This window comes from Luteimonas cucumeris (assembly GCF_007830035.1).
In the GTDB taxonomy this organism is placed as follows: domain Bacteria; phylum Pseudomonadota; class Gammaproteobacteria; order Xanthomonadales; family Xanthomonadaceae; genus Luteimonas_C; species Luteimonas_C cucumeris.
This window is the reverse complement of the sequence record NZ_VLKN01000008.1, coordinates 12,079-35,862: the sequence shown is the minus strand read 5'-3', so window position 1 is coordinate 35,862 and position 23,784 is coordinate 12,079. Positions and strand designations below refer to the sequence as shown.

The window sequence follows — 23,784 nt, the reverse complement described above, 5'->3', positions numbered from 1 at the left end:
GCATCTGCGCCCTACCAGAAGGAAAGCATCGCCCCTCGTGCGTCGCTACAACAACGGCTCGGCCAGGTACTGGTCCTTCATCCGCACGTAGTGCTGCGCGCTGTAGTACAGCGCCTCGATCTCGGCGTCGCTGAGCCGGCGCGCGAACCGGCCAGGGTTGCCCAGCCACAACTCGCCCTCGCCCACCGTCTTGCCCGGCGCGACCAGCGTGCCGGCACCGACGAAGGCATGCTTCTTCACCACCGCGCCATCGAGCACGATCGCGCCCATGCCGATCAGCGCCGCATCCTCGATGCGGCAGGCGTGGACAATGGCCTTGTGGCCGATGGTGACATCCTCGCCGATGACCGTGGCAAAGCCGCCGAGCTTGGCATGCGGTCCGTCGTGGCTGACGTGCACCACGCTGCCGTCCTGGATGTTGGTGCGCGCACCGATACGGATGAAGTTGACGTCGCCGCGAACCACGGTGCCGGGCCAGATCGAGACATCGTCGGCGAGCACGACGTCACCGATCACCGTCGCGGCCGGATCGACGTACACGCGCTGCCCGAGGGTGGGAAGCTGGCCAAGATAGGGGCGGATTGCGGTCATCCGATCATTCTAATACGCAGGGGTCGCAGGAGCCGGACTACACTCCGGCGCATGGACATCGCCGCCGATACGCCCACTGCCGACCTGCGTCCCACCCTCGACCATCTGCGTGTCGCGTGGCAGGCCGCCAAGCCGGATTACGAACAGCGTCGCGGCGACCTGCAGCGCCTGCGCGCGGCGATGAAATCGCGCATGGACGAAATGACGCGCGTCATCTCCGCCGATTTCGGCCACCGCTCCGTGCACGAATCGCTGATCGGCGAAGGCATGACCGTGCTCAGCGAGATCGATCATCTGCTCGGGCAGCTGCGGCGCTGGATGAAGCCGAAGCGCATCGGCGTTGGCTGGCGGTTCTGGCCGGCACGCGCCGAACTGCGGCCCGAGCCGGTTGGCGTGGTCGGTGTGATCGCGCCGTGGAACTATCCGGTCAACCTGGCGCTGATCCCGCTGGCGACCGCGATCGCTGCCGGCAACCATGTCTACCTGAAACCTTCCGAACACACGCCGCGCACCGCGCGCTTCCTGCACGACCTGCTGGCGGAAGTCTTCCCGGCCGATCGCGTCGCGGTCGCCTTCGGTGGCGCCGAAGTCGCCGCCGCTTTCGCGGCATTGCCGTTCGACCATCTGGTGTTCACCGGTTCGACGGCGGTCGGCCGCAAGGTGATGGCCGCCGCGGCGCAGAACCTGACTCCGGTGACGCTGGAACTCGGCGGCAAGTCGCCGGCGATCGTGTGTCCCGATTTCCCTGTGGACAAGGCCGCCGCGCGGCTGGCGACCGGCAAGTGGCTCAACAGCGGCCAGACCTGCATCGCGCCGGACTATGTGTTCATCGACGCGACGCGACGCGACGCGCTGGTGGCGGCGCTGCGCGAACAGGTACAGGCGCGTTACGGCTCGGGCAACAGCGACGACTACACGCGGATCATCAACGACGGCCAGTTCGCGCGCCTCGAAGGCTACCTGGCCGACGCACGCACCAGGGGATTGCAGGTGATCGAACTGCAACCGGCCGGCGACGGCGAACGCGCGCTGCCACCGACGCTGGTGATCGAACCCGGCGACGACGCCCGGGTGATGCAGGACGAGATCTTCGGTCCGATCCTGCCGATCAAGACCTACCGCACACTCGACGAGGCCATCGCCTACGTCAACGCGCACGATCGACCGCTGGCGCTGTATCCCTTCAGCCACGACCGCGACAGCGTCGAACGGATCCTGCGCAACACGCTAGCCGGCGGCGTCACCGTCAACGACAGCCTGATCCATTTCGGGATCAACGCGCTGCCGTTCGGCGGCGTCGGCGCCAGCGGCATGGGCGCCTATCACGGCCGCGCCGGCTTCGACGCCTTCAGCAAGCAGTTGCCGATCCTGTGGCAGTCGCGCTGGGCCGGCAGCGACCTGCTGAAGCCGCCGTATTCGAAGATCGAGCGCTTCATCCGCCTGCTGGTGCGCTAAGCCGCAGGCAGCGCGTCCCGGCAGGCTCGACCCCACAAAGCGGTAGCATCGCGTCCTGCGTGCCTGACATGAGGACTGCATGAAGATCGCCAGCTGGAACGTCAATTCGCTCAACGTGCGCCTGCCGCATCTGGAACAGTGGCTGCGCGATGCCGCGCCGGACGTGGTCGGCATCCAGGAAACCAAGCTCGAGGACAACCGCTTTCCCGACACGGTGCTGGCCGGGCTCGGCTATCGCAGCGTGTTCGCCGGGCAGAAGACCTACAACGGCGTGGCGCTGCTCGCGCGCGGGCACGCGCCCGAGGACGTGTGCATCGGCATCCCCGGTTTCGACGACGTGCAGCGGCGCGTGATCGCCGCCACCGTCGACGGCGTGCGCGTGGTCAACCTGTATGTGGTCAATGGCCAGGACGTCGGCACCGACAAGTACGACTACAAGCTGCGCTGGCTTTCAGCCGTGCACGACTGGCTCGCCGGGGAACTGCGCGCGCATCCGCGGCTGGTGGTGCTGGGCGATTTCAACATCGCGCCGGACGAGCGCGACGTGCACGATGCCGCGGTCTGGAACGACGACCACATCCTCAGCTCGCGCGCCGAGCGCGACGCGTTGCGGCGCCTGCTCGCGCTAGGCCTGCACGACGCCTATCGCCTGCACCACCAGGAGGCCGGCGTGTTCAGCTGGTGGGACTACCGGCAGGCGGCCTTCCGCCGCAACCTGGGCCTGCGCATCGACCTGACCCTGGTGTCGGACGCCTTGCGCGGCCAGGCGGTCGCGGCCGGCATCGACCGCGAACCACGCACCTGGGATCGCCCCAGCGACCATGCGCCGGCCTGGGTGCAGCTCGCCGACGCCTGAGTGCCGCACCGACATGCCCCGCCACCCGCTCACCGCAGCATCGAAAACAAGAAGGCCCGGCATTGCCGGGCCTACTCGTTCGCGGGGGCGAAGGTTCGGGGGAGGGACCTAGCGCACGCGACCGCGACGGAACAGGTTGACGATGGCCAGCAGGATGATGGCGCCGACCAGCGACACGATGAAGCTCATGATCGAAAAACCATCGTTGATGGAACCCGCGCCGACCAGCGGTCCGATCAGCCAGCCACCGATGAAGGCGCCGACGATGCCGACGACCACGTTGAGCAGGACGCCTTGCTGGGCGTCGGTCCTCATGATCATGCTCGCGAGCCAGCCGCAGATGCCACCCACGATCAACCAGATGATGATGCCCATGCTCCAAGCTCCTATGACAGATGAAGGGTTGCAACGCCCTGGATGGGGGGCGGTCGCAAGTCTGGCGGGGCGGGCGTGACGGAGGCGTCAGCGCAGGCGATGCGCCGTGCGCGGCGATGGAGTGGGCCGGATTTACGGCATGCGGCTGCGCAGCAATGCCTGCAGCGCATCGCGCGGCAGCTTGCCGGTTTCGTTGCGCGGCAACGCGGCCACGCGCAGCAGCGGGCGCGGCAGGAATACCGCATCCAGCCCGCGCTGCAGGTGGCGCAGGATCTGCGTCTCGTCCAGCGTCGGCGCCACCACCAGCGCCGCCACGCGACGCACGCCGGCATCGTCGGCTTCGTCGGGCTGGAACACCACGCCGTCCTCGACGCCGGGCACCGACAACAGCTTGCGGGTCAGGTCGCCGAGCGAGGCGCGCTTGCCGGCGATCTCCAGCAGATCGGCATTGCGGCCGCGCAGATGGAAGCGGTGCTCGCCGTCCAGTTCGACCAGGTCGGCCAGCGCGACCGCGGTGTCGAGATGCGCCGCGTGCACCAGCGTGCCGTCGGGTTGCGGCGCCAGTCGCACGCCGGGCATCAGCGTCCACGCGTCCTCGCATGCGGTACGGCGGCGCGCGATCACGCAGGTTTCGGTGGAACCGAACACCTCGCGCACCTCGCCACCGAAGCGCGCCTCCGCGGCGGCGGCCAGCGCCTGCGGCAAAGGCGCGGTCGCCGAGACGATGCCGGCCAGCGGCGGCAGCTCGATGCCGGATTCGACCAGCGCACGCAGATGCACCGGTGTGGTCACCAGCACGCGCGGCGCGGATGCCTGCTGCAGCGCGCGCGCCACGTCGCCGGGATAGAACGGCCGCCCGGCATGCACCGCCGCGCCGCCGAGCAGCGGCATCAGCACCGTCATCTCCATGCCGTACATGTGTTGCGGCGGTACGGTGGCGACCAGGCGCGGGATCGCGCCCGCCGGCCACAGGTCGCGCAGCGCGGCCAGGTTCTGCGCCGTGCTGGTGCGGAAGCCGCCCCAGGTCTTGGCATTGGGTTTCGGGCAGCCGGTGCTGCCGGAGGTGAAACCGATCGCGACCACCGCATCGTCCTCGATCATCGGCGGTGCGCCATCGCGCCGCGGCAGCGACTGCGGCAGGCGCCAGTAGTGCGGCGGCGTGTCGGCGAAGTCCTGGTCGCCGAGGCAATAGCTGTCCGGATAACGGGCGCGCACTTCGTCGACCACCGCCGGCGCGCGCGAGGACGGCAGCAGGGTCGCCTGCCCGCGCAGGGCGGCGGCACCGAATGCCACCAGGAACCGGTAGCGGTCCTCGCACAGGTTGATGACGTGGCGCCCGGCCGGCAGCTGCGCCGCCACGCCGCGCACCTCGGCGAAATAGTCGCCCAGCGCGATCTCGCCGTTCCCGTCGAACAGCAGCGGCCGGTCTTCGCCGCCGCTGGCGAGCACTTGTGGCAAGGCAGGTGGATCGATGCGCTCGACGACGGCGGACATTCACTGGCTCCTTGCGCGGCCTCGGCCGCCCCCTGGCAATTAGCTTACGCTGGCGACCCCGTCCCGCACCAAACCGCCGTTCATCATGTCTTCGACCGACGCCGGTCACGCCATCGGCCCGATCCGCTGGGCCTGGCAACCCCATCCCCGCACGCAGCCCGCCGAGCCGGCGGCCCGGCGCTGGCTGGAGCGGTCGCTGGGCCTGGCGCCGGACACCCTGCCGGTGGCGCGCGAGCCGCGCGGGCGGCCGCGAATCCAGCCGCCTGCCGGCCATTACGACGCCAGCTGGAGCCATAGCGGCGAAGGCCTGCTGGTCGCGTTGGGCCAGGACATCGAACTGGGCGTGGACATGGAATGGCGGCGGCCACGGCCGCGCGCGCTGGAACTGGCGCAGCGCTACTACGCCGAGGTCGAAACGCAGTGGCTGTCCACCTTGGACACGACCGCGTGCGAGGAGACCTTCCTGCGTCTGTGGTGCGCCAAGGAAGCGGTGCTGAAGGCGCATGGTCATGGCCTGGCGTTCGGCCTGCACCGGCTGGCATTCGCCGCGCATGCGCAGGGGCTGGCGATGACGGCCTGCGATCCCGCCCTGGGGCTGCCGTCGGACTGGCGGCTGCACGAATTCGAGCCGGCGCCGGGATATCTGGCCGCCATCGCATGGCGGCTGCCGCCCACGCGGTCGTCACCCATGCAGTAAGGGCTGTTTTCGAAGCCGAGACCGGCAAGTCACCCACTGCGCCCGGATCACCGCTTTTTTCTGGTCCCGGCGCGCTGCGCGATACTTGTCGCCATGAATGCCGATCAATCCGCGTCACGCGACGAGCTGCAGGCAGGCCTTGTCGCGCTGGCGCTCGACACTGCCATCGCCACACCACTGCTGGCCTATCTGTCCCTGCTCGACCGCTGGAACCGCACCTACAACCTGACCGCGATCCGCGACCCGCGCGACATGGTGTCCCGGCATCTGCTCGATTCGCTGGCGATGCACGCCTACGTGCGCGATGTCGCCACGCTCGCCGACCTGGGCACCGGTCCCGGCCTGCCCGGCATTCCGCTGGCGATCGCGGTGCCATCGCTGCAGGTGACGCTGGTCGAGTCCAACGGCAAGAAAGCGCGCTTCCTGCGCGAGGCAGTGCGCTCGCTCGGGCTGGGCAACGCGCGCGTCGCCGAAACGCGCGCCGAAGCGCTCGACGAACCCGGTGCGTACGCGGCGATCACCGCGCGCGCGCTGGCCACGCTGGCGGACATCCTCGCCGTCGGCGGCCATCTGCTCGCGCCCGGCGGGCGCCTGCTGGCGATGAAGGGCGCCCGTCCGGACGAGGAAATCGCCGCCCTGCCAACGGGATGGCGGCTGCAGGCCATTCATCCGCTGGCGGTGCCGGGGCTGGCGGCGGAGCGGCATCTGGTGATTGTAGAAAGGAGCGGGGACTAGGGGCTTGGATCTGGGGGCTGGGGCTGGGGGCTGGGAGCTGGGCCACAACAACCCACGACAGCAACAGAATCCGCGATCTGCTTTTCCACCCCAAGTCCCCGGCCCCAAGCCTCCAGCCCCCCTGAGGCATAATCCCCGGTCCGGCCGCGCGCGCAGAGGCGCGTGCAGCCACCCGCATCGCATCGAGGCAACGGACCCCATGGCCCGCATCATCGCCATCGCCAACCAGAAGGGCGGCGTCGGCAAGACCACCACTGCCGTCAATCTGGCCGCCGCCCTGGCGCGCACGCCCAAGCGGGTGCTGCTGGTCGACCTCGACGCGCAGGGCAACGCGACCATGGGCAGTGGCATCGACAAGCGCGAACTGTCCGCCTCCAGCTGCGACGTGATGCTGGAAGAGATGCACGCCGATGCGGCGATCGTCAGGACCGCCGAGGATTTCGACCTGCTGCCCGGCAACACCGACCTGACCGCGGCCGAGATCGAGCTGATGGACGAGGAAGGCCGCGAGCAGCGCCTCAAGCGTGCGCTGGATCCGCTGCGCGAACGCTACGACTTCATCATCATCGACTGCCCGCCGGCGCTGTCGCTGCTGACGCTCAATGCCCTGACCGCCGCCGACTCGGTGCTGGTGCCGATGCAGTGCGAGTACTACGCACTGGAAGGCCTGACCGCGCTGCTGCAGACCATCGACGCGCTCAAGGCCCGGCTCAACCCGGCGCTGGAGATCGAAGGCGTGCTGCGCACCATGTTCGACGTGCGCAACAACCTGGCCAACGCGGTCTCGGCCGAACTCACCAACCATTTCGGCGACAAGGTGTTCCGCACCATCGTGCCGCGCAACGTGCGACTGGCCGAGGCACCAAGCCACGGGCAGAGCATCGTCGGCTACGACAAGGCCTCGCGCGGCTCCATCGCCTACCTCGGACTGGCCGGCGAAGTGCTGCGTCGCCAGCACGAGCGCAACAAGCAGACCACGGAGAAGGCGGCATGACCGCGACCAAGACCACCCCCGCCAAGAAGCGCGGCCTGGGCCGCGGCCTGGAGGCCCTGCTCGGTCCGAAGGCGGCTGCCGAAGCGCCGGCGCTGGAGGCCGCGCCGGGCGACCGCCTGCATTCGCTGCCGGTGGATGCGCTGTCGCCGGGCAAGTACCAGCCGCGTCGCAACATGGACGCCGACAAGCTGACCGAACTGGCCGAATCGATCCGCGCGCAGGGTGTGATCCAGCCGATCGTGGTGCGCGACCTCGGCGGCAAGCGCTACGAGATCATCGCCGGCGAACGCCGTTGGCGCGCCTCGCAGCAGGCCGGCCTGACCGAGATCCCGGTGGTGGTGCGCGAAGTCGACGACCGCACCGTGGTAGCAATGGCGCTGATCGAGAACATCCAGCGCGAAGACCTCAATCCGCTCGAGGAAGCGCAGGCGTTGCAGCGGCTGATCGACGAATTCGCGCTGACCCACGCGCAGGCGGCCGAAGCGGTCGGTCGCTCGCGCGCTGCGGTGTCCAACCTGCTGCGCCTGCTGGAACTGCCGCCGGCGATCCGCGCGCTGCTGGAATCGCGACGCCTGGAGATGGGCCACGCGCGCGCGCTGCTGACGCTGTCGCCGGAGCTGGCCAGCCGGCTCGCCTCCGACGCCGCCGAACATGGCTGGTCGGTGCGCGAAGTGGAACATCGCGCGCAGCAGTTCGCCGCCGGTTCGGTTCCCGGCAACAGTCGCAAGCGCGTGGCCAGCAAGGCGCGACCCGCGGCCGACATCGCGTCGCTGGAGAACGAACTGTCCGCATCGCTCGGCACCCGGGTCAACATCGCCCATGGCCGCGGCGGCAAGGGCCGGCTGGTGATCCATTACAGCGACCTGGACACGCTGGATGGCGTACTGGAAAAACTGCGTGGCAAGGGCACTTAGATGACGCGCCTCGCAGGGCGAAGCTTGCTCCACTACTCTGCGTGCTTGCTTCCAGGCTTCAAGCTCCGCTTCGCAAAAGCCTATGCGGAAGCTGCGTCCAACGTTTCCCTAATCCGCCAACAGGCAAAATCGTGATCACCGGGTTTTCCGCCCATCCTGAGCTTGTCGAAGGACGCGGGAACGACGACTGAAAAACCGCACGACATCAACCATGACCACCCTCGTCACCGGCGCAGCCGGCTTCATCGGCGCCTACGTCTGCCGCGAACTGCAGCAACGCGGCGAGCGCGTGGTCGGCCTCGACAGCTTCAACGCCTACTACGATCCGCAGCTCAAACGCGACCGCGTCGCCGCGCTGTGCGCGGAGGTCGACATCCGGCCACTCGACCTGACCGATCGTGAAGGCCTCGCCGCGCTGTTCGACGAATACGCACCGACACGCGTGATCCATCTCGCCGCGCAAGCCGGCGTGCGTTATTCGCTGGAAAATCCACACGCCTACGTCGACAGCAACCTGGCCGGCTTCGTCAACATGCTGGAACTGTGCCGGCGCCGCGGCGTCGCGCACCTGGTCTACGCAAGTTCGTCGTCGGTGTACGGCGACTCGGCGACGCCGCCGTTCTCCGAGGACCAGCGCATCGACCAGCCGCGTTCGCTGTACGCCGCGACCAAGGCCGCCAACGAACTGATGGCGCACACCTACGCGCACCTGTACGGCCTGCGCGCGACCGGCTTGCGCTTCTTCACCGTGTATGGCCCTTGGGGCCGGCCGGACATGGCGCCGCTGCTGTTCTCGCGAGCGGTATTGGCGAACCGCCCGATCGACGTGTTCAACCATGGCCGCATGCGCCGCGACTTCACCTTCATCGACGACATCGTCGCCGGCGTGCTCGGTGCGCTGGAAAATCCGCCCGACCAGGATCCGTCGCATAGCGCGGCTCCTCACCGGGTCTTCAACCTCGGCAACCACACGCCGGTGGAACTGGAACGCTTCATCGCCGTCATCGAAGCGGCCGCCGGCAGGAACGCCGAGAAGGTCTACAAGCCGATGCAGCCGGGCGACATGATCGAGACGATGGCCGATACTGCGCGCGCCAAGGCTGCGTTCGGCTTCGAGCCGGCCACCTCGATCGAGGTCGGGCTGCCGCGCGTGGTGGCCTGGTGCCGCGACTATTTCGGAACCAACGCATGACGCCCCAACTTTCCGTTGTCGTCCCGGTGTTCAACGAGCAGGACAACGTCGCGCCGCTGGTCAACGAGATCACCGCGGCCTTGCGCGGCGTGACCAGCTTCGAGATCGTCTACGTCGACGATCATTCGCGCGACGACACGCCCGCGGTGCTGCAGCGGCTCAAGGCCGAGGTACCGGAACTGCGCGTGCTGCGCCACGTCAGCCAGAGCGGCCAGAGCACGGCGGTACGCAACGGCATCAAGGCCGCGCGCGGCGCGTGGATCGCCACGCTCGACGGCGATGGCCAGAACGATCCGGCCGACATCCCCAAGCTGCTCGCCGCGCGCGCGGCCGCCACGCCGGACACCAAACTGTTTGCTGGCTGGCGCGTCAACCGCCAGGATTCCGGCAGCAAGCGCTGGGCTTCGAAATGGGCCAACGCGATTCGCGCGCGCATGCTGCGCGACGACACGCCGGACACCGGCTGCGGCATCAAGCTGTTCGAGCGCGAGGCATTCCTCGACCTGCCTTATTTCGATCACATGCACCGCTACCTGCCGGCGCTGATGCAGCGCGCCGGCTGGAAAACGGTCAGCGTGCCGGTCAACCATCGCCACCGCACCACCGGCGTGTCCAAGTACAACAACCTCAACCGCGCCCTGGTCGGCATCAGCGACCTGCGCGGCGTGGCCTGGCTGATCCGTCGCGGCAAGCGCACGGCGGTCGAGGAAATTACGTAACCTGACGTCCCGAACAATACCTGTCATCCCAAGCGCAGCGAGGGACCTGCTTTTTCTGTGATCGTCGGCAAAAAGCAGGTCCCTCGCTACGCTCGGGATGACGCCTTTCATGCAGCGAGCACCGCCATGACCCCCGATTTCATGAACAGTCCGATCCCGTGGCTGGCCTGGACCGGCCTGCACATGTCGCCATGGAAAGTGATCGGCCTGACCGGCGCGCTGATGTTCGGCGGCCGCTGGATCGTGCAGTTCCTGGCCTCGCGCAAGCACCGCAAGCCGGTGATCCCGCGCCTGTTCTGGTACATGAGCCTGGCCGGCAGCGCGATGACGCTGAGCTACTTCCTGTTCTCGCAGAAGCAGGACTCGGTCGGTGTGATCCAGAACCTGTTCCCGTCCTTCACCGCCGCCTACAGCCTGTACCTGGACATCCGCCACCGGGGCTGGCGCCGGGACAGGGCGACGCATTGATCTGGCGCGTGGAGCAGCGGTGAGCGGGAGAATCTGAACACGGGTTGGGCCCCCATCCGGCGTACCGATGCTCCGGCTTCCTGCGCCGCTAGCAGAGATTTGCGGCAAAACGGCCCTGCACCGAGCCACGTCCTGTGGATAAGTCCTTGCCCCGGGGCGGCCGTCCCCGCATAATGCCCGGCTCGCTGTGTCTGGTGCCCCGTTTTCGGGAAGCCCGGATCGGGCCGGAAACGCGATTCCGCCCGCCTCCGCACAACGACCCACTGCCTGGATTGCGTGGCGACCGACGCATCTGCGTCGAACCGCCGGGGCCGCCGTCTCCCTGGCCAAGGGCGACAAAAAAACCATTCGAGGTGCGTTATGTCCCGTGTATGCCAAGTCACCGGCAAGGGCGTGCAGACCGGCAACAACGTCTCACACGCCAACAACAAGACCCGTCGCCGCTTCCTGCCGAACCTGCATGAGCGTCGTTTCTGGGTGGCCAGCGAGAACCGCTGGATCAAGCTGAAGGTTTCCGCGCAGGCACTGCGCACCATCGACAAGAACGGGATCGACTCCGTTCTGGCCGAACTCCGCGCCCGCGGCGAAAAGGTCTGAGGAGGACATCATGGCAAGCAAGCGCGACAAGATCCGTCTGATCTCCTCGGCCAACACCGGCCACTTCTACACCACCGACAAGAACAAGAAAAACACGCCGAACAAGATGGAGGTCAAGAAGTACGACCCCGTCGTGCGCAAGCATGTGATCTACAAGGAAGGCAAGATCAAATGACGCAGTGACGCCTTCGCATCGCGCGAAGGCGGGGATCCGGCGCCTCACCGAAGACCCGCCACACGGCGGGTCTTTCTTTTCGCAGCTGTGCGCGGACACCATGCCATTGCGTCATCCCGGCGAATGCCGGACTGCGCAGGCCGCAGGCCGGAGCGAACATCCGCAAAGCGGATGGTCATCCAGACGCCTTACCGAAAACCCGCCACAAGGCGGGTTTTTCCTTTGCCTCTTCGCCTGCTTGCGTAACCCATTCCGGCATCGACAAAACAGGTCTCTCGCCGCGCTCGGGATGACAGCGGGAGGGTAGCCAACCCGGACGCGACGATCGCCGTACACTCGTCGCATCGCACGAACGGGGGCGCGGATGCTGCCAGGCTGGATGCTGCTGCTGGTGTCGCTGGCCTACGCCGCGCTGCTGTTCGCGGTGGCGTGGTGGGGCGACCGCAAGCCGCTGTATCCGCAGCGGCCGTGGCTGCGGCCGGTGGTCTACAGCCTGGCGCTGGCGGTATATTGCTCGTCGTGGACGTTCTACGGTGCGGTCGGCACCGCGGCGCGCACCGGTATTGGCTACCTGCCGATCTACCTGGGCCCCCTGCTGATGTTGCTGTTCGGCTGGCGCATCCTGGAACGGATTGCGCTGATCGCGCAGACGCAGAACACGGTGTCGATCGCCGACTTCATCGCCTCGCGCTACGGTCGCTCGCAGCGGCTGGCGGCCCTGGTCACGCTGATCGCGCTGACCGCGGCCGTGCCCTACCTGGCGCTGCAGTACAAGGCAGTGGCGATCAGCCTGAGCGTGCTCAGCGGGCTTGAGCCAACCACCACGTTCGGCGATCCCGCGCTGTACGTGGCGGCGCTGATGGCGTTGTTTGCGATCCTGTACGGCACCCGCCAGGTCGATGCCACCGAGCACCATCACGGCATGATGCTGGCGATCGCGCTGGAGTCGCTGGTCAAGCTGCTGGCGCTGGTGATGGTCGGCGTGTTCGCGATCGGCTGGCTGGGTGACCACGGCCTGCGCGTCGACCAGGCCACCCGCACGCTGGTCGCCAATGCGCCGCCGGTCGGGTTCGTCGGCCAGACCCTGCTCGCCTTCGCCGCCATCATCTGCCTGCCGCGGCAATTCCACGTGGCCATCGTCGAATGCGGCGACGTCAACGACATCCGCCGCGCGCGCTGGCTGTTCGGCGCCTACCTGGTGGTGATCTGCCTGATGGTGCTGCCCATCGCCGGCGCCGGCCTGGCGCTGTTCGGCGACGACGGCAGCGTCGCCGCCGACAGTTTCGTGCTGGCGCTGCCACTGGCCGAATCGCGCCATGCGCTGGCGCTGTTCGCCTATGTCGGCGGGTTTTCAGCGGCTACCGGCATGGTGATCGTGGCCAGCGTGGCGCTGGCCACGATGGTCAGCAACGACCTGGTGATGCCGCCGCTGCTGCGCCGCGGATGGGCGGAACGCCACGGTGGCGATGTCGCGTCGACCGTGTTGTGGATCCGGCGCGTGGCAATCGTGTGCTTTGCCGCGATCGCGTATGGCTACTACCGGGCCAGCGGCAGCGACACCACGCTGGCGGCGTACGGACTGATGGCGTTCGCGGCGGTGGCGCAGTTCGCGCCCGGGCTGATCGGCGGCCTGTACTGGCGCGGCGCCAGCCGCCAGGGCGTGGAAGTCGGCATGGCGCTGGGCTTTGCGATGTGGATCTACACGCTGCTGCTGCCGACCCTGACCGAGGCCGGCTGGCTGCAGCGCGACTGGCTGCTGCACGGTCCGCTCGGCATCCACTGGTTGCGCCCGCAGCAGTTGTTCGGCCTGTCCGGCTGGGATCCGCTGACCCATGGCACGTTCTGGTCGCTGCTGGTCAACCTGGGCGCACTGCTGCTGGTGTCCGCACGCTGGCGACCGGGTTTCGACGAGCGCCTGCGCGCGGTGCCGTTCCTCGATCCGTATTCGCGGCGCGAGACCCTGGCCGAGGGTGGCTGGCGCGGCAACGTGCACATCGCCGACCTGCTGGCGCTGGCCGGGCGTGTGCTCGGCGAGCGCACCGCGCGTCGTGCCTTCAACGAGCAGGCGCGGCTGCTCGGCGTCGAGCTGCAACCCGCCGCCGCGGCCGACCGCGCCTGGGTGCAGTTCTGCGAGCGCCTGCTGGCGGCGGCGATCGGCGCGGCGTCGGCGCGGCTGGTGCTGACCAGCGCGCTGAAGGGTTCGGGCATGGACGTGGCGGAAGTGGTCGCGGTGCTGGATGAAGCCGGCCAGGAACTGCGCTTCAACCGCCAGGTGCTGGCGACCTCGCTGGACAACATCGACCAGGGCGTCAGCGTGGTCGATCGCGAGATGAAGCTGGTCGCGTGGAACCGCCGCTACCAGCAGATGTTCGGCTATCCCGACGGCATGCTCTACGTCGGCCGTCCGGTCGCCGAACTGATCCGCTTCAATGCACAGCGCGGCGAACTGGGCGAAGGCGACATCGACGCACAGGTCGACAAGCGCATCGCCTACATGCGCGCCGGCTCGCCCTACGTGTTCGAGCGCGTGCGCAGCAGCGGCCAGGTCACCGAGATGCGCGGTCAGCCGCTGCCCGGCGGCGGCTACGTCACCAGCTACAGTGACGTCACCGAATACAAGCGCGTCGAAGGCGCATTGCGCGAGATCAACGAGACGCTCGAGCAACGGGTCGCCGAACGCAGCCGCGAAGCCGAGGCCGCGCAGCAGTCGCGCACCCGCTTCCTGGCGGCGCTGAGCCACGACGTGCTGCAGCCGCTCAATGCCGCGCGGCTGTTCACCTCGGCGCTGCGCGACAGCGACCAGATCGCCGAGCAACGGCACTTGGCAGAACGCATCGACACCTCACTGCGCGCCGCCGAGGAACTGCTCGACGGCCTGCTCGACATCTCGCGGCTGGACGCCGGCGCGCTGCAACCGGCGCTGACCGACTTCGATGTCGGCGACCTGCTGCAGCAGCTGGTCGAACAGTACGCACCGGTCGCCGGCGGCCGCGGCATCGACCTGCGCCTGCATGCGAGTTCACGACCGGTGCGCAGCGATCGCCGTCTGCTGCGCCGCGTGCTGCAGAACTTCATCGCCAACGCGCTGCGCTACACGCGCGAAGGCCGCATCGTGCTGGCGGCGCGGCCGCGCGGCGGCGACATCGAGCTGCAGGTGTGGGATACCGGCCCGGGCATCCCGCGCCATCACCTGCAGCAGATCTTCGAGGAATTCCGCCGTTTCGAGCAGCCCACCGACTGGGGCGAACGCGGCCTCGGCCTGGGCCTGTCGATCTGCCAGCGCATCTCGTACGTGCTCGGCCATCCGCTGGGCGTGAGTTCGCAGGTCGGCCGCGGCAGCGTGTTCTCGATCCGCGTGCCGCGCGCCGCGCGTGCCGCGCCGCTGGCATCGCGCGAGCCGCGTGTCGGCATTCCCGATTCGCTGGCCGGTTTGCGCGTGCTGTGCGTGGACAACGACCACGAGATCCTCGCCGGCATGCGCGCGTTGCTCGGCCGCTGGCAGGTGCAGGTGCTGTCGGCGACGACCGTGGACGAGGCGCTGTCGTTGGTCGCGCAGCAGCCGGACGTGATGCTGGTCGATTACCACCTGCACGATCGTCTCGACGGACTTGATACGCTTGATGCGTTGCGCGCGCAGGCCGGACATGCGATCCCGGGCGCGCTGCTGACTGCCGACGGCAGCGACACACTGAAGCAGGCCGCGCGTTCGCGCGGTTATCGCGTGCTGACCAAGCCAGTGCGGCCGGCGTCGTTGCGCGCATACCTGGCGGCGCAGCAGCAGTCGGTACAACGGGTGGCTGAGAACTGACCAAGGACGGGGGCTGGCATGAGCCTCGCTTGTCATCCTCAAGCTGTCATCCGGACGCAGCGAGGGATCCGCTGTCGACTTTTCGCTGTCTCGCATAAAACGGAATCCCTCGCTGCGCCCGGGATGACGGCGGAACATCGAACCCGACCTACGCATCCTCTTCCGGCGGCGGCACCACCGATGCCGGATCCAGTGCCAGCCTGCCGGCGATCAGCACTGCCTGCGTGCGGTTGGACGCGCCGAGCTTGCGCAGGACCGCGGTCATGTGCGCCTTGATCGTCGCTTCGGAGACGCCGAGTTCGTAGGCGATCTGCTTGTTGAGCAGGCCGGTGCCGAGCATCTGCAGCACGCGGAACTGCTGCGGCGTCAATTCGCGCAGCTTCTGCGCGGCGGCATGTTCGTCATCGCCGATCGCCGGCGCCGCGTGTGCTGCCTCCGGCGCCCAGCGCTCGCCTTCCAGCACCTGCGTCAAGGCATCGCCGAGCGTCGCGGCGTCGGCCGACTTGGGAATGAAGCCGACCGCGCCGTGGTCCAGCGCGCGCCGCATCACCGCCGGATCCTCCTGCGCCGACACCACCACCACCGGCAGCTGCGGATGCTGCGCGCGCAGGTGCACCAGCACGCTGAAGCCATGCGCGCCGGGCATGTTCAGGTCGAGCAGCAACAGGTCGGCGTCGGGCTCGGCTTCGGCCAGCGCATACAGCGCCTGCGCGTTGTCGGCTTCGCGCAACGCATAGCCGGGCAACACGCGTGCGACGACCCCGCGGAGCGCTTCGCGGAACAGCGGATGGTCGTCGGCGATCAGCAGGGTCGGCATGTTCTCTTGCGGGGGAATTCGTGATTGGTGATTTGTGATTTGTGATTGCAACGACGACGGTGCAGGGATCCGTGCGACGTCGATCACGCGCTGATTTGTGTGGTCACGGCTGGCGCCGGTTTCTCACCAACGCATCGACCACCGACGGATCGGCCAGCGTGCTGGTGTCGCCGAGCTGGTCCGGCGCGTTCTCGGCGATCTTGCGCAGGATGCGGCGCATGATCTTTCCGGATCGCGTCTTCGGCAGGCCCGGCGCCCACTGCAGGTGATCGGGCGTGGCGACCGGACCGATCTCCTTGCGTACCCAGGCGACGAGCTCCTTGCGCAGTTCGTCGTTGTCCTGTTCGCCGGCAATCAGGGTGACGTAGGCGTAGATGCCCTGGCCCTTGATGTCGTGCGGATAGCCGACCACCGCCGCTTCGGCGACCTTCGGGTGCGCGACCAGCGCGCTCTCCACTTCCGCGGTGCCGATGCGGTGGCCGCTGACGTTGATCACGTCGTCGACGCGGCCGGTGATCCAGTAGTAACCGTCGGCATCGCGGCGGCAACCGTCGCCGCTGAAGTACATGCCCGGATAGGTCTTGAAATAGGTGTCGATGAAACGCTGGTGGTCGCCGTACACGCTGCGCATCTGGCCCGGCCAGGAATCCAGCAGCACCAGGTTGCCCTCGGCCTCGCCTTCGAGTATCTGGCCGTTGGCATCGACCAGCGCCGGCTGGATGCCGAAGAACGGTTTGGTGGCCGAACCGGGCTTGGCGTCGATCGCGCCGGGCAGCGGCGAAATGAGGATGCCGCCGGTCTCGGTCTGCCACCAGGTGTCGACGATCGGGCAACGACCATCGCCGACCACGTCGTGGTACCAGCGCCAGGCTTCCGGATTGATCGGTTCGCCGACCGTGCCGAGCAGGCGCAGTGATTTGCGCGAGGTCGATTTCACCGGCGCATCGCCTTCGCGCATCAGCGCGCGGATCGCGGTCGGGGCGGTGTAGAAGATCGTGACCTGGTGCTTGTCGATCACCTGCCAGAAGCGCGAACTGTCCGGCCAGTTCGGCACGCCCTCGAACACCAGCGCGGTGGCGCCATTGGCCAGCGGCCCGTAGACGATGTAACTGTGGCCGGTGACCCAGCCGACGTCGGCCGTGCACCAGTAGATGTCGTCGTCGCGCAGGTCGAACACCGCTTCGTGGGTGTAGCTGACGTACACCAGGTAACCGCCGGTGGTGTGCAGCACGCCCTTGGGCTTGCCGGTGGAGCCGGAGGTATAGAGGATGAACAGTGGGTCCTCGGCATTCATGCGCTCGGGTTCGCAGCTGTCCGACTGGCCGTCGACCACTGCGTCGTACCAGCGGTCGCGCGGCATCTGCATGTCGACCGCGGCGCCGGTATGGCGCACCACCAGCACGGTCTCCACGGTATTCGTGCCGGGCAGCTTGAGCGCGGCGTCGACGTTGGCCTTGAGCGGTATCTTCTTGCCGCCGCGCAGGCCTTCGTCGGCGGTGATGATCAGCTTGGACTTGCAGTCGCCGACGCGGTCGGCGATCGAATTCGGCGAGAAGCCACCGAACACCACCGAATGGATCGCGCCGATGCGCGCGCAGGCCAGCATCGCCACCGCCGCTTCCGGGATCATCGGCAGGTAGATGGTGACCACGTCGCCCTTGCCGATGCCGAGATGGCGCAACGCATTGGCCAGCCGGCACACGCGCGCATGCAATTCACGGTAAGTGACACGGCGCGCCGGCTGCGACGGATCATCCGGCTCGAACAGCAGCGCGGTCTTGTCGCCGCGCGTGGCCAGATGTCGGTCGAGGCAGTTGACGCTGGCGTTCAGTTCACCGTCGGCGTACCAGCGGATGCGGAAATCCTGCTGCTTGAAGCTGACATCCCTGATCGTGGTGGGCGCACGCATCCAGTCCAGGCGTTGCCCGACCTTGCCCCAGAAGGCGTCGGGATCGCGCACCGACTCGGCGTAAAGATGCTCGTACCGCGCGTGGTCGATGCGGGCGTGGGCGGCGAAATCCGGGCGGACGGGATAAAGGGTGGGCGCATCCGACATGGCGATACCTGCTGAAGAATCCTGCGGGACAAGAATGGCACTGCGTTGCGTGAAGTCTGCCGCATTCATTGCCGGACTGCCCTAGACCTTCGTCTATACCGCTTGCGGCCTTCGACCAATGGCGAATAGGCGCGGGCGGGGACGCGCGCGCAGTCTCCGGGAAGCCGTGCTGGCGCGCGGCGCCGTAACCACGCATTTCTGGAGAGGGGAATGACGACATCCATCGCAAAGTTGGCGCGGCGCCCATTGGCCACCGCGCTGCTGGTCGCGCTGCTGGCTCCGGGCATGGCCCTGGCCGGCACCGCCAAGGAAAAGGAGCTTGAGGCGCGCATCGCCCAGCTCGAACAGCAGGTACAGGCGCTGCTGTCGCAACAGCAACAGCAGCAGACGCAACTCACCCAGACGCAGACCCAGGTCACCGAAGTGCAGGCCGTGCAGGCGCAGCGTCCGGCGGTGCCCGAAGGCAAGCAGCCGATCCAGTCGACCACGATCATGACCGCGGCCAATCCCGGCACCACGTTCTCGTACGGCGGCTTCATCAAGCTCGACGCGATGGTCACCGACACCAGCGACGGCAAGATCGCCGACGGTTCGGCCGGGCGCCTGTTCTACCTGCCCAGCGCCATCCCCGTTGCCGGCAACGACGTCGACGGCGGCGATCCCTATACCGACGTGCACGCGCAGTTCTCGCGGTTCTGGTTCAGTGCCGACCACACCACCGATGCCGGCGACAAGGTCAAGGCCTACATCGAGGCGGACATGTACGGCGGCGGCAACAACAGCTTCGCCGGCAACGAGACCTCGACCAACACCTACGCGCTGACCCTGCGCCAGGCCTATGTGAGCTGGAACAACTGGCTGGCCGGCCAGACCTGGTCCAACTTCCAGGACGTGGCGGCGCTGCCGGACGCAGTCGACTTCGTCGGCCCCACCGACGGCGTCATCTTCGTGCGCCAGGCCCAGCTCCGCTACACCAGCGGGCCGTGGTCGTTCTCGGCGGAGAACCCGCAGACCACGGTCACGCCCTACCTCAGCAACAGCGCGCGCTTCAACACCGGCGACAACGTGCTGCCGGATCTCACCGCACGCTGGCTGACCAAGGGCGACTGGGGCCACTTCACCGTCGCCGGCCTGGTGCGCCAGTTCAAGTACGAGAACCTGGCCACCGACCAGGGCGATACCGAGACCGGCGTGGCGCTCAGCGTGTCGGGCAAGTACAACCTCGGCGACAGCGACGACATCCGCTACGCGGTCAACGGCGGCCAGGGCATCGGCCGCTATCTGGCCTTCGGCCTCGGCAGCGACACCGTGCAGGCCGCCGACGGATCGCTGGAGGCGCTCGACGGCTACGGCGCCTACGTGGCCTGGCGGCATGCGTTCAATCCAAAGCTGCGCAGCAACCTGATGTACGCCACCGCGATGTTCGACAACGACCCGTTGCTGACCGGCTTCGGCGTCACCGAGCGCTCGCAGTCCTGGCACGCCAACCTGATCTATTCGCCGTTCCCGAAGCTGGACATCGGCGCCGAACTGATCTGGGGCGAACGCCAGCTCGAGGATGACCGCGCCGGCGACCTGCGTCGCCTGCATACGCACGTCAAGTTCAGTTTCTAAGGGGAAGCCATGAACGCCACCACTGCCAACGACAATCCCGCCGGCACGCTCACCCAAGGCCACAAGAAGGTCATCTTCGCCTCCAGCTTGGGCACCGTGTTCGAGTGGTACGACTTCTATCTGTACGGATCGCTCGCGGCGATCATCGCCAAGCAGTTCTTCAGCGGCGTCAACGAGACCAGCGCCTTCATCTTCGCGTTGCTCGCGTTTGCCGCCGGTTTCGCGGTGCGCCCGTTCGGCGCGATCTTCTTCGGCCGCATCGGCGACCTGGTCGGGCGCAAGTACACGTTCCTGATCACCATCGTCATCATGGGAATCTCGACCTTCCTGGTCGGCGTATTGCCCAGTTACGCCAGCATCGGCATCGCCGCACCGATCATATTGATCGTATTGCGGTTGCTGCAGGGCCTGGCACTGGGCGGCGAGTACGGCGGCGCGGCGACCTATGTCGCCGAGCACGCGCCCAACGGCAAGCGCGGCCTGTACACCAGCTTCATCCAGACCACCGCGACGGTGGGCCTGCTGCTGTCGCTGATCGTGATCCTCGGCGTGCGCACCGTGCTCGGCGTCGAGGCGTTCGAGGCCTGGGGCTGGCGCATTCCGTTCCTGCTGTCGGTGATCCTGCTTGGCGTGTCGGTGTGGATCCGCCTGCAGCTGGCCGAATCGCCGCTGTTCCAGCAGATGAAGGCCGAGGGCAAGCAGTCGAAGGCACCGCTGACCGAAAGCTTCTTCTCCGCCAACGGTAAGATCGTGCTGCTGGCACTGCTCGGCGCCACCGCCGGCCAGGCCGTGGTCTGGTACGCGGGGCAGTTCTACGCGATGTACTTCCTGACCCAGTCGCTGAAGGTCGACCCCACTACCACCTGGCTGCTGATCGGCGGCGCGCTGGCGATCGGCACGCCGTTCTTCGTCTTCTTCGGCTGGCTGTCGGACAAGATCGGCCGCAAGGGCATCGTCATGGCCGGCTGCCTGATCGCCGCGCTGACCTACATGCCGCTGTTCAAGGCGCTGACCCATTTCGCCAACCCCGCGGTCGAGGAAGCCCGCATCAGCGCGCCGGCGGTGGTGCATGCCGATCCGGATACGTGCAGTTTCCAGTTCGATCCGGTCGGCAAGAAGGTGTTCAACAACTCCTGCGACATCATCGCCGCGGCGTTGGCCAAGGCCGGCGTGCCGTACACGGTGCAGCCGCTGCCGGCCGGCAGCGTTGCGCGGGTCGACGTCGGCAACGTCCAAGTCAGCGGCTACGAAGGCGCCGGATTGAGCAAGGAAGACAGCAAGGCCCGGGCCGACGCCTTCGGCGGCGAGCTCAAGGCTGCGCTCGGTGCCGGCGGCTATCCGGAAAAAGCCGACCCGGCGCGCATCAACAAGCCGATGGTGCTGCTGATCCTGACGGTGCTGGTGATCTACGTGACCATGGTCTACGGGCCGATCGCGGCGTGGCTGGTCGAACTGTTCCCGACCCGGATCCGCTACACCTCGATGTCCTTGCCGTACCACATCGGCAACGGCTGGTTCGGCGGCTTCCTGCCGACCATTTCCTTCGCCCTGGTCGCGGCCACCGGCAACATGTACTTCGGCCTGTGGTATCCGATCCTGATTGCGCTGATGACCTTCGTGATCGGCACCTTGTTCCTGCGCGAGACCAAGGACGTCGACATCACCAAGTAAACGCTTCCTCCGCGTCGTGCGACGCCAACGCCGGCCGCGAGGCCGGCGTTGTTTTGTGTGTGACGCGGTGTGTGACGCGTAACCGCCGCCGTCATGCCGGAAACCGTAGCGTGCGCTGTGCGCACGGATCGACGCGCATCGCTTTCGCGCGCTTGAATCGGATATGGATCGTGCGCACAGCGCACGCTACGGATCAGTCGCGGTAGACGCGCGGCGCGCGCTTCAGTCCGCATAGCAGCGAATAGGCGCTGCCGCTGCAATGCCGGGCCACTTCGGTGACCGGCACCTGCGCGCCCCACAACTCGACCACGCTGCCAACGTCGGCGGCGGGATGATCGGTCAGGTCGACGGTCAGCATGTCCATCGACACGCGGCCGACCAGGCGTCCGCATTGGCCGTCGATCGCCACCGGCGTGCCGGTCGGCGCGAACTGCGGATAACCGTCGGCGTAGCCGAACGCGACGACGCCGACACGGCTCGGACGCTCGGTGACGAAACCGCCGCCATAGCCGACCGGCTCGCCGGCCGCCAGATCACGCACGGCGATGATCTTCGACTCGACGGTCATCACCGGTCGCAACCGGTCCGCCTGCGCGTGCGCGCCCGGAAATGGCGTCGCGCCGTACAGCATCAGCCCGGCGCGCGCCCAGTCGTTGCGCAGCTGCGGCCAACCGAGCAGGCCGGGCGAGTTGGACAGGCTGGATTCGGCGCCGAGGTCGGCGATCGCATCGGCGAAGACGCGCGCCTGCTCGTCGGTGCGTGCGCAGTCCAGTTCGTCGGCGCGGGCGAAATGGGTCATCGCCACCAGGTCATCCACTTGCGGCATCGCACTCAAGCGTTGCCAGGCATGGCGGTAGTCGGCGGATGGCAGGCCGGCGCGATGCATGCCCGAATCCAGCTTCAGCCAGATCCGCAAGGGTTTCGATATCGCAGCGCGTTCGAGCGCATCGATCTGCCACTGCGCGTGCAGCACGCACCAGAGGTCGTGCGCGGCGATCAACGCCAGTTCGTCGGCGTCGAAGAAGCCTTCCAGCAGCAGGATCGGCGACCGGATCCCGGCCTCGCGCAGCGCCAGCGCCTCCTCGATGCAGGCGACGGCGAAACCATCGGCGCCGTCGGCTTCCAGCGCCTGCGCGCCGCGCACCGCGCCGTGGCCGTAGGCATCGGCCTTGACCACGGCCAGTGTCCTGCCGCCGGCCAGCTCACGCGCCAGGCGATAGTTGTGGCGCAGCGAAGGCAGGTCGATCAGCGCGCGGGCTGGGCGCATGGTTCCGGCATGGGGGCGGTGCGGCCGCCACGGCGCGCGCCGTAGCGGGAGATGTCGAGGCCTTCGCCGCTGATCTGCGGCATGCGCGAGGCCATGAGGTCGGCCAGGTAGCGGCCCGAGCCGCACGCCATGGTCCAGCCCAGTGTGCCATGGCCGGTGTTGAGGTAGAGGTTGGACAGGCTGGTCGCGCCCACCACCGGCGTGCCATCGGGCGTGGCCGGGCGCAGGCCGGTCCAGAACTGGGCGCGCGCCAGGTCGCCGCCGCGCGGGTACAGGTCGCGGACGACCTTCTCCAGCGTGGCGCGGCGCTTCGGCGACAGCGACAGGTCGAAGCCGGCCACCTCGGCCATGCCACCGACGCGGATGCGGTCGTCGAAGCGGGTGATCGCGACCTTGTAGCTCTCGTCGAGGATGGTCGAGGTCGGCGCCATCGACGGATCGGTGATCGGCAGGGTCAGCGAATAGCCCTTCAGCGGATACACCGGCAGGCGGATGCCCAGCGGCGCCAGCAGCTGCGGCGAATAGCTGCCCAGCGCCAGCACGTAGCGGTCGGCGCTTTCGACACGGCCGTCGATGCGCACGCCGCTGATGCGGCGGCTGTCGCCCTGCAGCGCCTCGATGGTCTGGCCGTAGCGGAATTCGACGCCGGCCGCCGCCGCCAGCGCCGCCAGCCGTTCGGTGAACAGGTGGCAGTCGCCGGTCTGGTCGTTGGGCAGGCGCAGCGCGCCGACCAGCTTGTCGGAGGTCGCCGCCAGCGCCGGTTCGACGCGGGCGATGCCGGCGCGATCGAGCAGTTCGTAGGGCACGCCGTATTCATCGAGCACGGCGATGTCCTTGGCGGCGCCGTCGAGCTGCACCTGTGTGCGGAACAGCTGGGTAGTGCCGAGCTGGCGCGCTTCGTAGTCGATGCCGGTCTCGGCGCGCAACTCGTCCAGGCAATCGCGGCTGTATTCGGACAGGCGCACCATGCGCGCCTTGTTGACCGCGTAGCGCGCCTGCGTGCAGTTGCGCAGCATCTGCGCCAGCCACAGGTACTGGTTGGGGTCCAGGCCAGGACGGATCGCCAGTGGCGCATGGCTCTGGAACAGCCACTTCAGCGCCTTCAGCGGCACGCCCGGGGCGGCCCACGGCGAGGCGTAGCCGGGCGAGATCTGGCCGGCGTTGCCGAAGCTGGTTTCCGCGGCCGGGCCGGACTGGCGATCGACCACCGTGACCTCGAAGCCGGCGCGCGCCAGGTACCAGGCGCTGCTGATGCCGATGACGCCACTGCCCAGGACCATTACCCGCAT

21 protein-coding genes are annotated in these 23,784 nt (G+C 67.9%); 14 read left to right on the top strand and 7 right to left on the bottom strand.

Features of this window, described 5'->3' with window-relative positions; genetic code table 11:
* Positions 1 to 45: 45 nt before the first annotated feature.
* Positions 46 to 591: a gamma carbonic anhydrase family protein gene (locus IP90_RS14840; RefSeq protein WP_144900448.1), complete on the bottom strand. Its 546-nt coding sequence runs from the start codon at positions 589 to 591 to the stop codon at positions 46 to 48.
* A 51-nt stretch (positions 592 to 642) separates the two neighbouring features.
* Here IP90_RS14840 and IP90_RS14835 point away from each other — a divergent pair, with 51 nt between their 5' ends.
* The gene (locus tag IP90_RS14835; protein ID WP_144900447.1) at positions 643 to 2,046 is read left to right on the top strand and encodes a coniferyl aldehyde dehydrogenase; all 1,404 of its coding nucleotides are present in this window, start codon (positions 643 to 645) and stop codon (positions 2,044 to 2,046) included.
* A gap of 79 nt (positions 2,047 to 2,125) precedes the next feature.
* Positions 2,126 to 2,902, top strand: coding sequence for an exodeoxyribonuclease III (gene xth, locus IP90_RS14830; protein ID WP_144900446.1), 777 nt, complete (start codon positions 2,126 to 2,128; stop codon positions 2,900 to 2,902).
* Positions 2,903 to 3,010: 108 nt separating this feature from the next.
* Here the strand turns inward: xth and IP90_RS14825 are convergent, their stop codons facing one another.
* Positions 3,011 to 3,277, bottom strand: a complete 267-nt coding sequence (locus tag IP90_RS14825) for a GlsB/YeaQ/YmgE family stress response membrane protein (protein ID WP_144900445.1) — start codon at positions 3,275 to 3,277, stop codon at positions 3,011 to 3,013.
* Positions 3,278 to 3,409: 132 nt separating this feature from the next.
* The gene (locus IP90_RS14820) at positions 3,410 to 4,771 is read right to left on the bottom strand and encodes an AMP-binding protein (RefSeq protein WP_144900444.1); all 1,362 of its coding nucleotides are present in this window, start codon (positions 4,769 to 4,771) and stop codon (positions 3,410 to 3,412) included.
* A gap of 85 nt (positions 4,772 to 4,856) precedes the next feature.
* Between IP90_RS14820 and IP90_RS14815 the strand changes: the two genes are divergently transcribed.
* From IP90_RS14815 to IP90_RS14770, 10 genes are all read left to right on the top strand, one after another.
* A complete protein-coding gene (locus IP90_RS14815) occupies positions 4,857 to 5,468 on the top strand; it encodes a 4'-phosphopantetheinyl transferase family protein (protein WP_144900443.1) in 612 nt (203 codons plus the stop codon).
* A 93-nt stretch (positions 5,469 to 5,561) separates the two neighbouring features.
* The gene (rsmG, locus tag IP90_RS14810) at positions 5,562 to 6,203 is read left to right on the top strand and encodes a 16S rRNA (guanine(527)-N(7))-methyltransferase RsmG (protein ID WP_144900442.1); all 642 of its coding nucleotides are present in this window, start codon (positions 5,562 to 5,564) and stop codon (positions 6,201 to 6,203) included.
* A 199-nt stretch (positions 6,204 to 6,402) separates the two neighbouring features.
* Positions 6,403 to 7,197: a ParA family protein gene (locus IP90_RS14805; RefSeq protein WP_144900441.1), complete on the top strand. Its 795-nt coding sequence runs from the start codon at positions 6,403 to 6,405 to the stop codon at positions 7,195 to 7,197.
* On the top strand, positions 7,194 to 8,111 hold the full coding sequence (locus IP90_RS14800; protein WP_144900440.1) for a ParB/RepB/Spo0J family partition protein: 918 nt from the start codon (positions 7,194 to 7,196) through the stop codon (positions 8,109 to 8,111). Before IP90_RS14805 ends, IP90_RS14800 begins: the two co-directional genes overlap by 4 nt.
* 211 nt (positions 8,112 to 8,322) lie before the next feature.
* Entirely contained in the window at positions 8,323 to 9,303 is a 981-nt protein-coding gene (locus tag IP90_RS14795) for an NAD-dependent epimerase/dehydratase family protein (protein ID WP_144900439.1), read from the top strand.
* Positions 9,300 to 10,022: a glycosyltransferase family 2 protein gene (locus tag IP90_RS14790; protein WP_144900438.1), complete on the top strand. Its 723-nt coding sequence runs from the start codon at positions 9,300 to 9,302 to the stop codon at positions 10,020 to 10,022. The genes IP90_RS14795 and IP90_RS14790 overlap by 4 nt, the downstream gene beginning before the upstream one ends.
* A gap of 126 nt (positions 10,023 to 10,148) precedes the next feature.
* Entirely contained in the window at positions 10,149 to 10,490 is a 342-nt protein-coding gene (locus tag IP90_RS14785; protein WP_144900437.1) for a lipid-A-disaccharide synthase N-terminal domain-containing protein, read from the top strand.
* 360 nt (positions 10,491 to 10,850) lie between these two features.
* Positions 10,851 to 11,087, top strand: a complete 237-nt coding sequence (rpmB, locus tag IP90_RS14780) for a 50S ribosomal protein L28 (RefSeq protein WP_144900436.1) — start codon at positions 10,851 to 10,853, stop codon at positions 11,085 to 11,087.
* A 7-nt stretch (positions 11,088 to 11,094) separates the two neighbouring features.
* Positions 11,095 to 11,262, top strand: coding sequence for a 50S ribosomal protein L33 (gene rpmG, locus IP90_RS14775; RefSeq protein ID WP_175489134.1), 168 nt, complete (start codon positions 11,095 to 11,097; stop codon positions 11,260 to 11,262).
* Between the two features lie 364 nt (positions 11,263 to 11,626).
* Positions 11,627 to 15,070 (top strand): hybrid sensor histidine kinase/response regulator, encoded by a 3,444-nt coding sequence (locus tag IP90_RS14770; protein ID WP_144900435.1) that lies wholly within the window; start codon positions 11,627 to 11,629, stop codon positions 15,068 to 15,070.
* A 148-nt stretch (positions 15,071 to 15,218) separates the two neighbouring features.
* On the opposite strand, the gene IP90_RS14765 is transcribed toward IP90_RS14770, so the two are convergent.
* Positions 15,219 to 15,887, bottom strand: coding sequence for a response regulator transcription factor (locus tag IP90_RS14765; RefSeq protein ID WP_144900434.1), 669 nt, complete (start codon positions 15,885 to 15,887; stop codon positions 15,219 to 15,221).
* A gap of 103 nt (positions 15,888 to 15,990) precedes the next feature.
* A complete protein-coding gene (acs, locus tag IP90_RS14760) occupies positions 15,991 to 17,943 on the bottom strand; it encodes an acetate--CoA ligase (protein ID WP_144900433.1) in 1,953 nt (650 codons plus the stop codon).
* Positions 17,944 to 18,153: 210 nt separating this feature from the next.
* On the opposite strand from acs, the gene IP90_RS14755 reads away from it, so the two are divergent.
* Both IP90_RS14755 and IP90_RS14750 read left to right on the top strand, forming a co-directional pair.
* A complete protein-coding gene (locus IP90_RS14755; protein ID WP_144900432.1) occupies positions 18,154 to 19,557 on the top strand; it encodes a DcaP family trimeric outer membrane transporter in 1,404 nt (467 codons plus the stop codon).
* A 9-nt stretch (positions 19,558 to 19,566) separates the two neighbouring features.
* Positions 19,567 to 21,228 (top strand): MFS transporter, encoded by a 1,662-nt coding sequence (locus IP90_RS14750; RefSeq protein WP_144900431.1) that lies wholly within the window; start codon positions 19,567 to 19,569, stop codon positions 21,226 to 21,228.
* Positions 21,229 to 21,421: 193 nt separating this feature from the next.
* Here IP90_RS14750 and alr read toward each other — a convergent pair whose 3' ends face one another.
* Positions 21,422 to 22,495: an alanine racemase gene (gene alr / locus IP90_RS14745; RefSeq protein ID WP_144900430.1), complete on the bottom strand. Its 1,074-nt coding sequence runs from the start codon at positions 22,493 to 22,495 to the stop codon at positions 21,422 to 21,424.
* The gene (locus tag IP90_RS14740; protein ID WP_144900429.1) at positions 22,474 to 23,784 is read right to left on the bottom strand and encodes a D-amino acid dehydrogenase; all 1,311 of its coding nucleotides are present in this window, start codon (positions 23,782 to 23,784) and stop codon (positions 22,474 to 22,476) included. Before IP90_RS14740 ends, alr begins: the two co-directional genes overlap by 22 nt.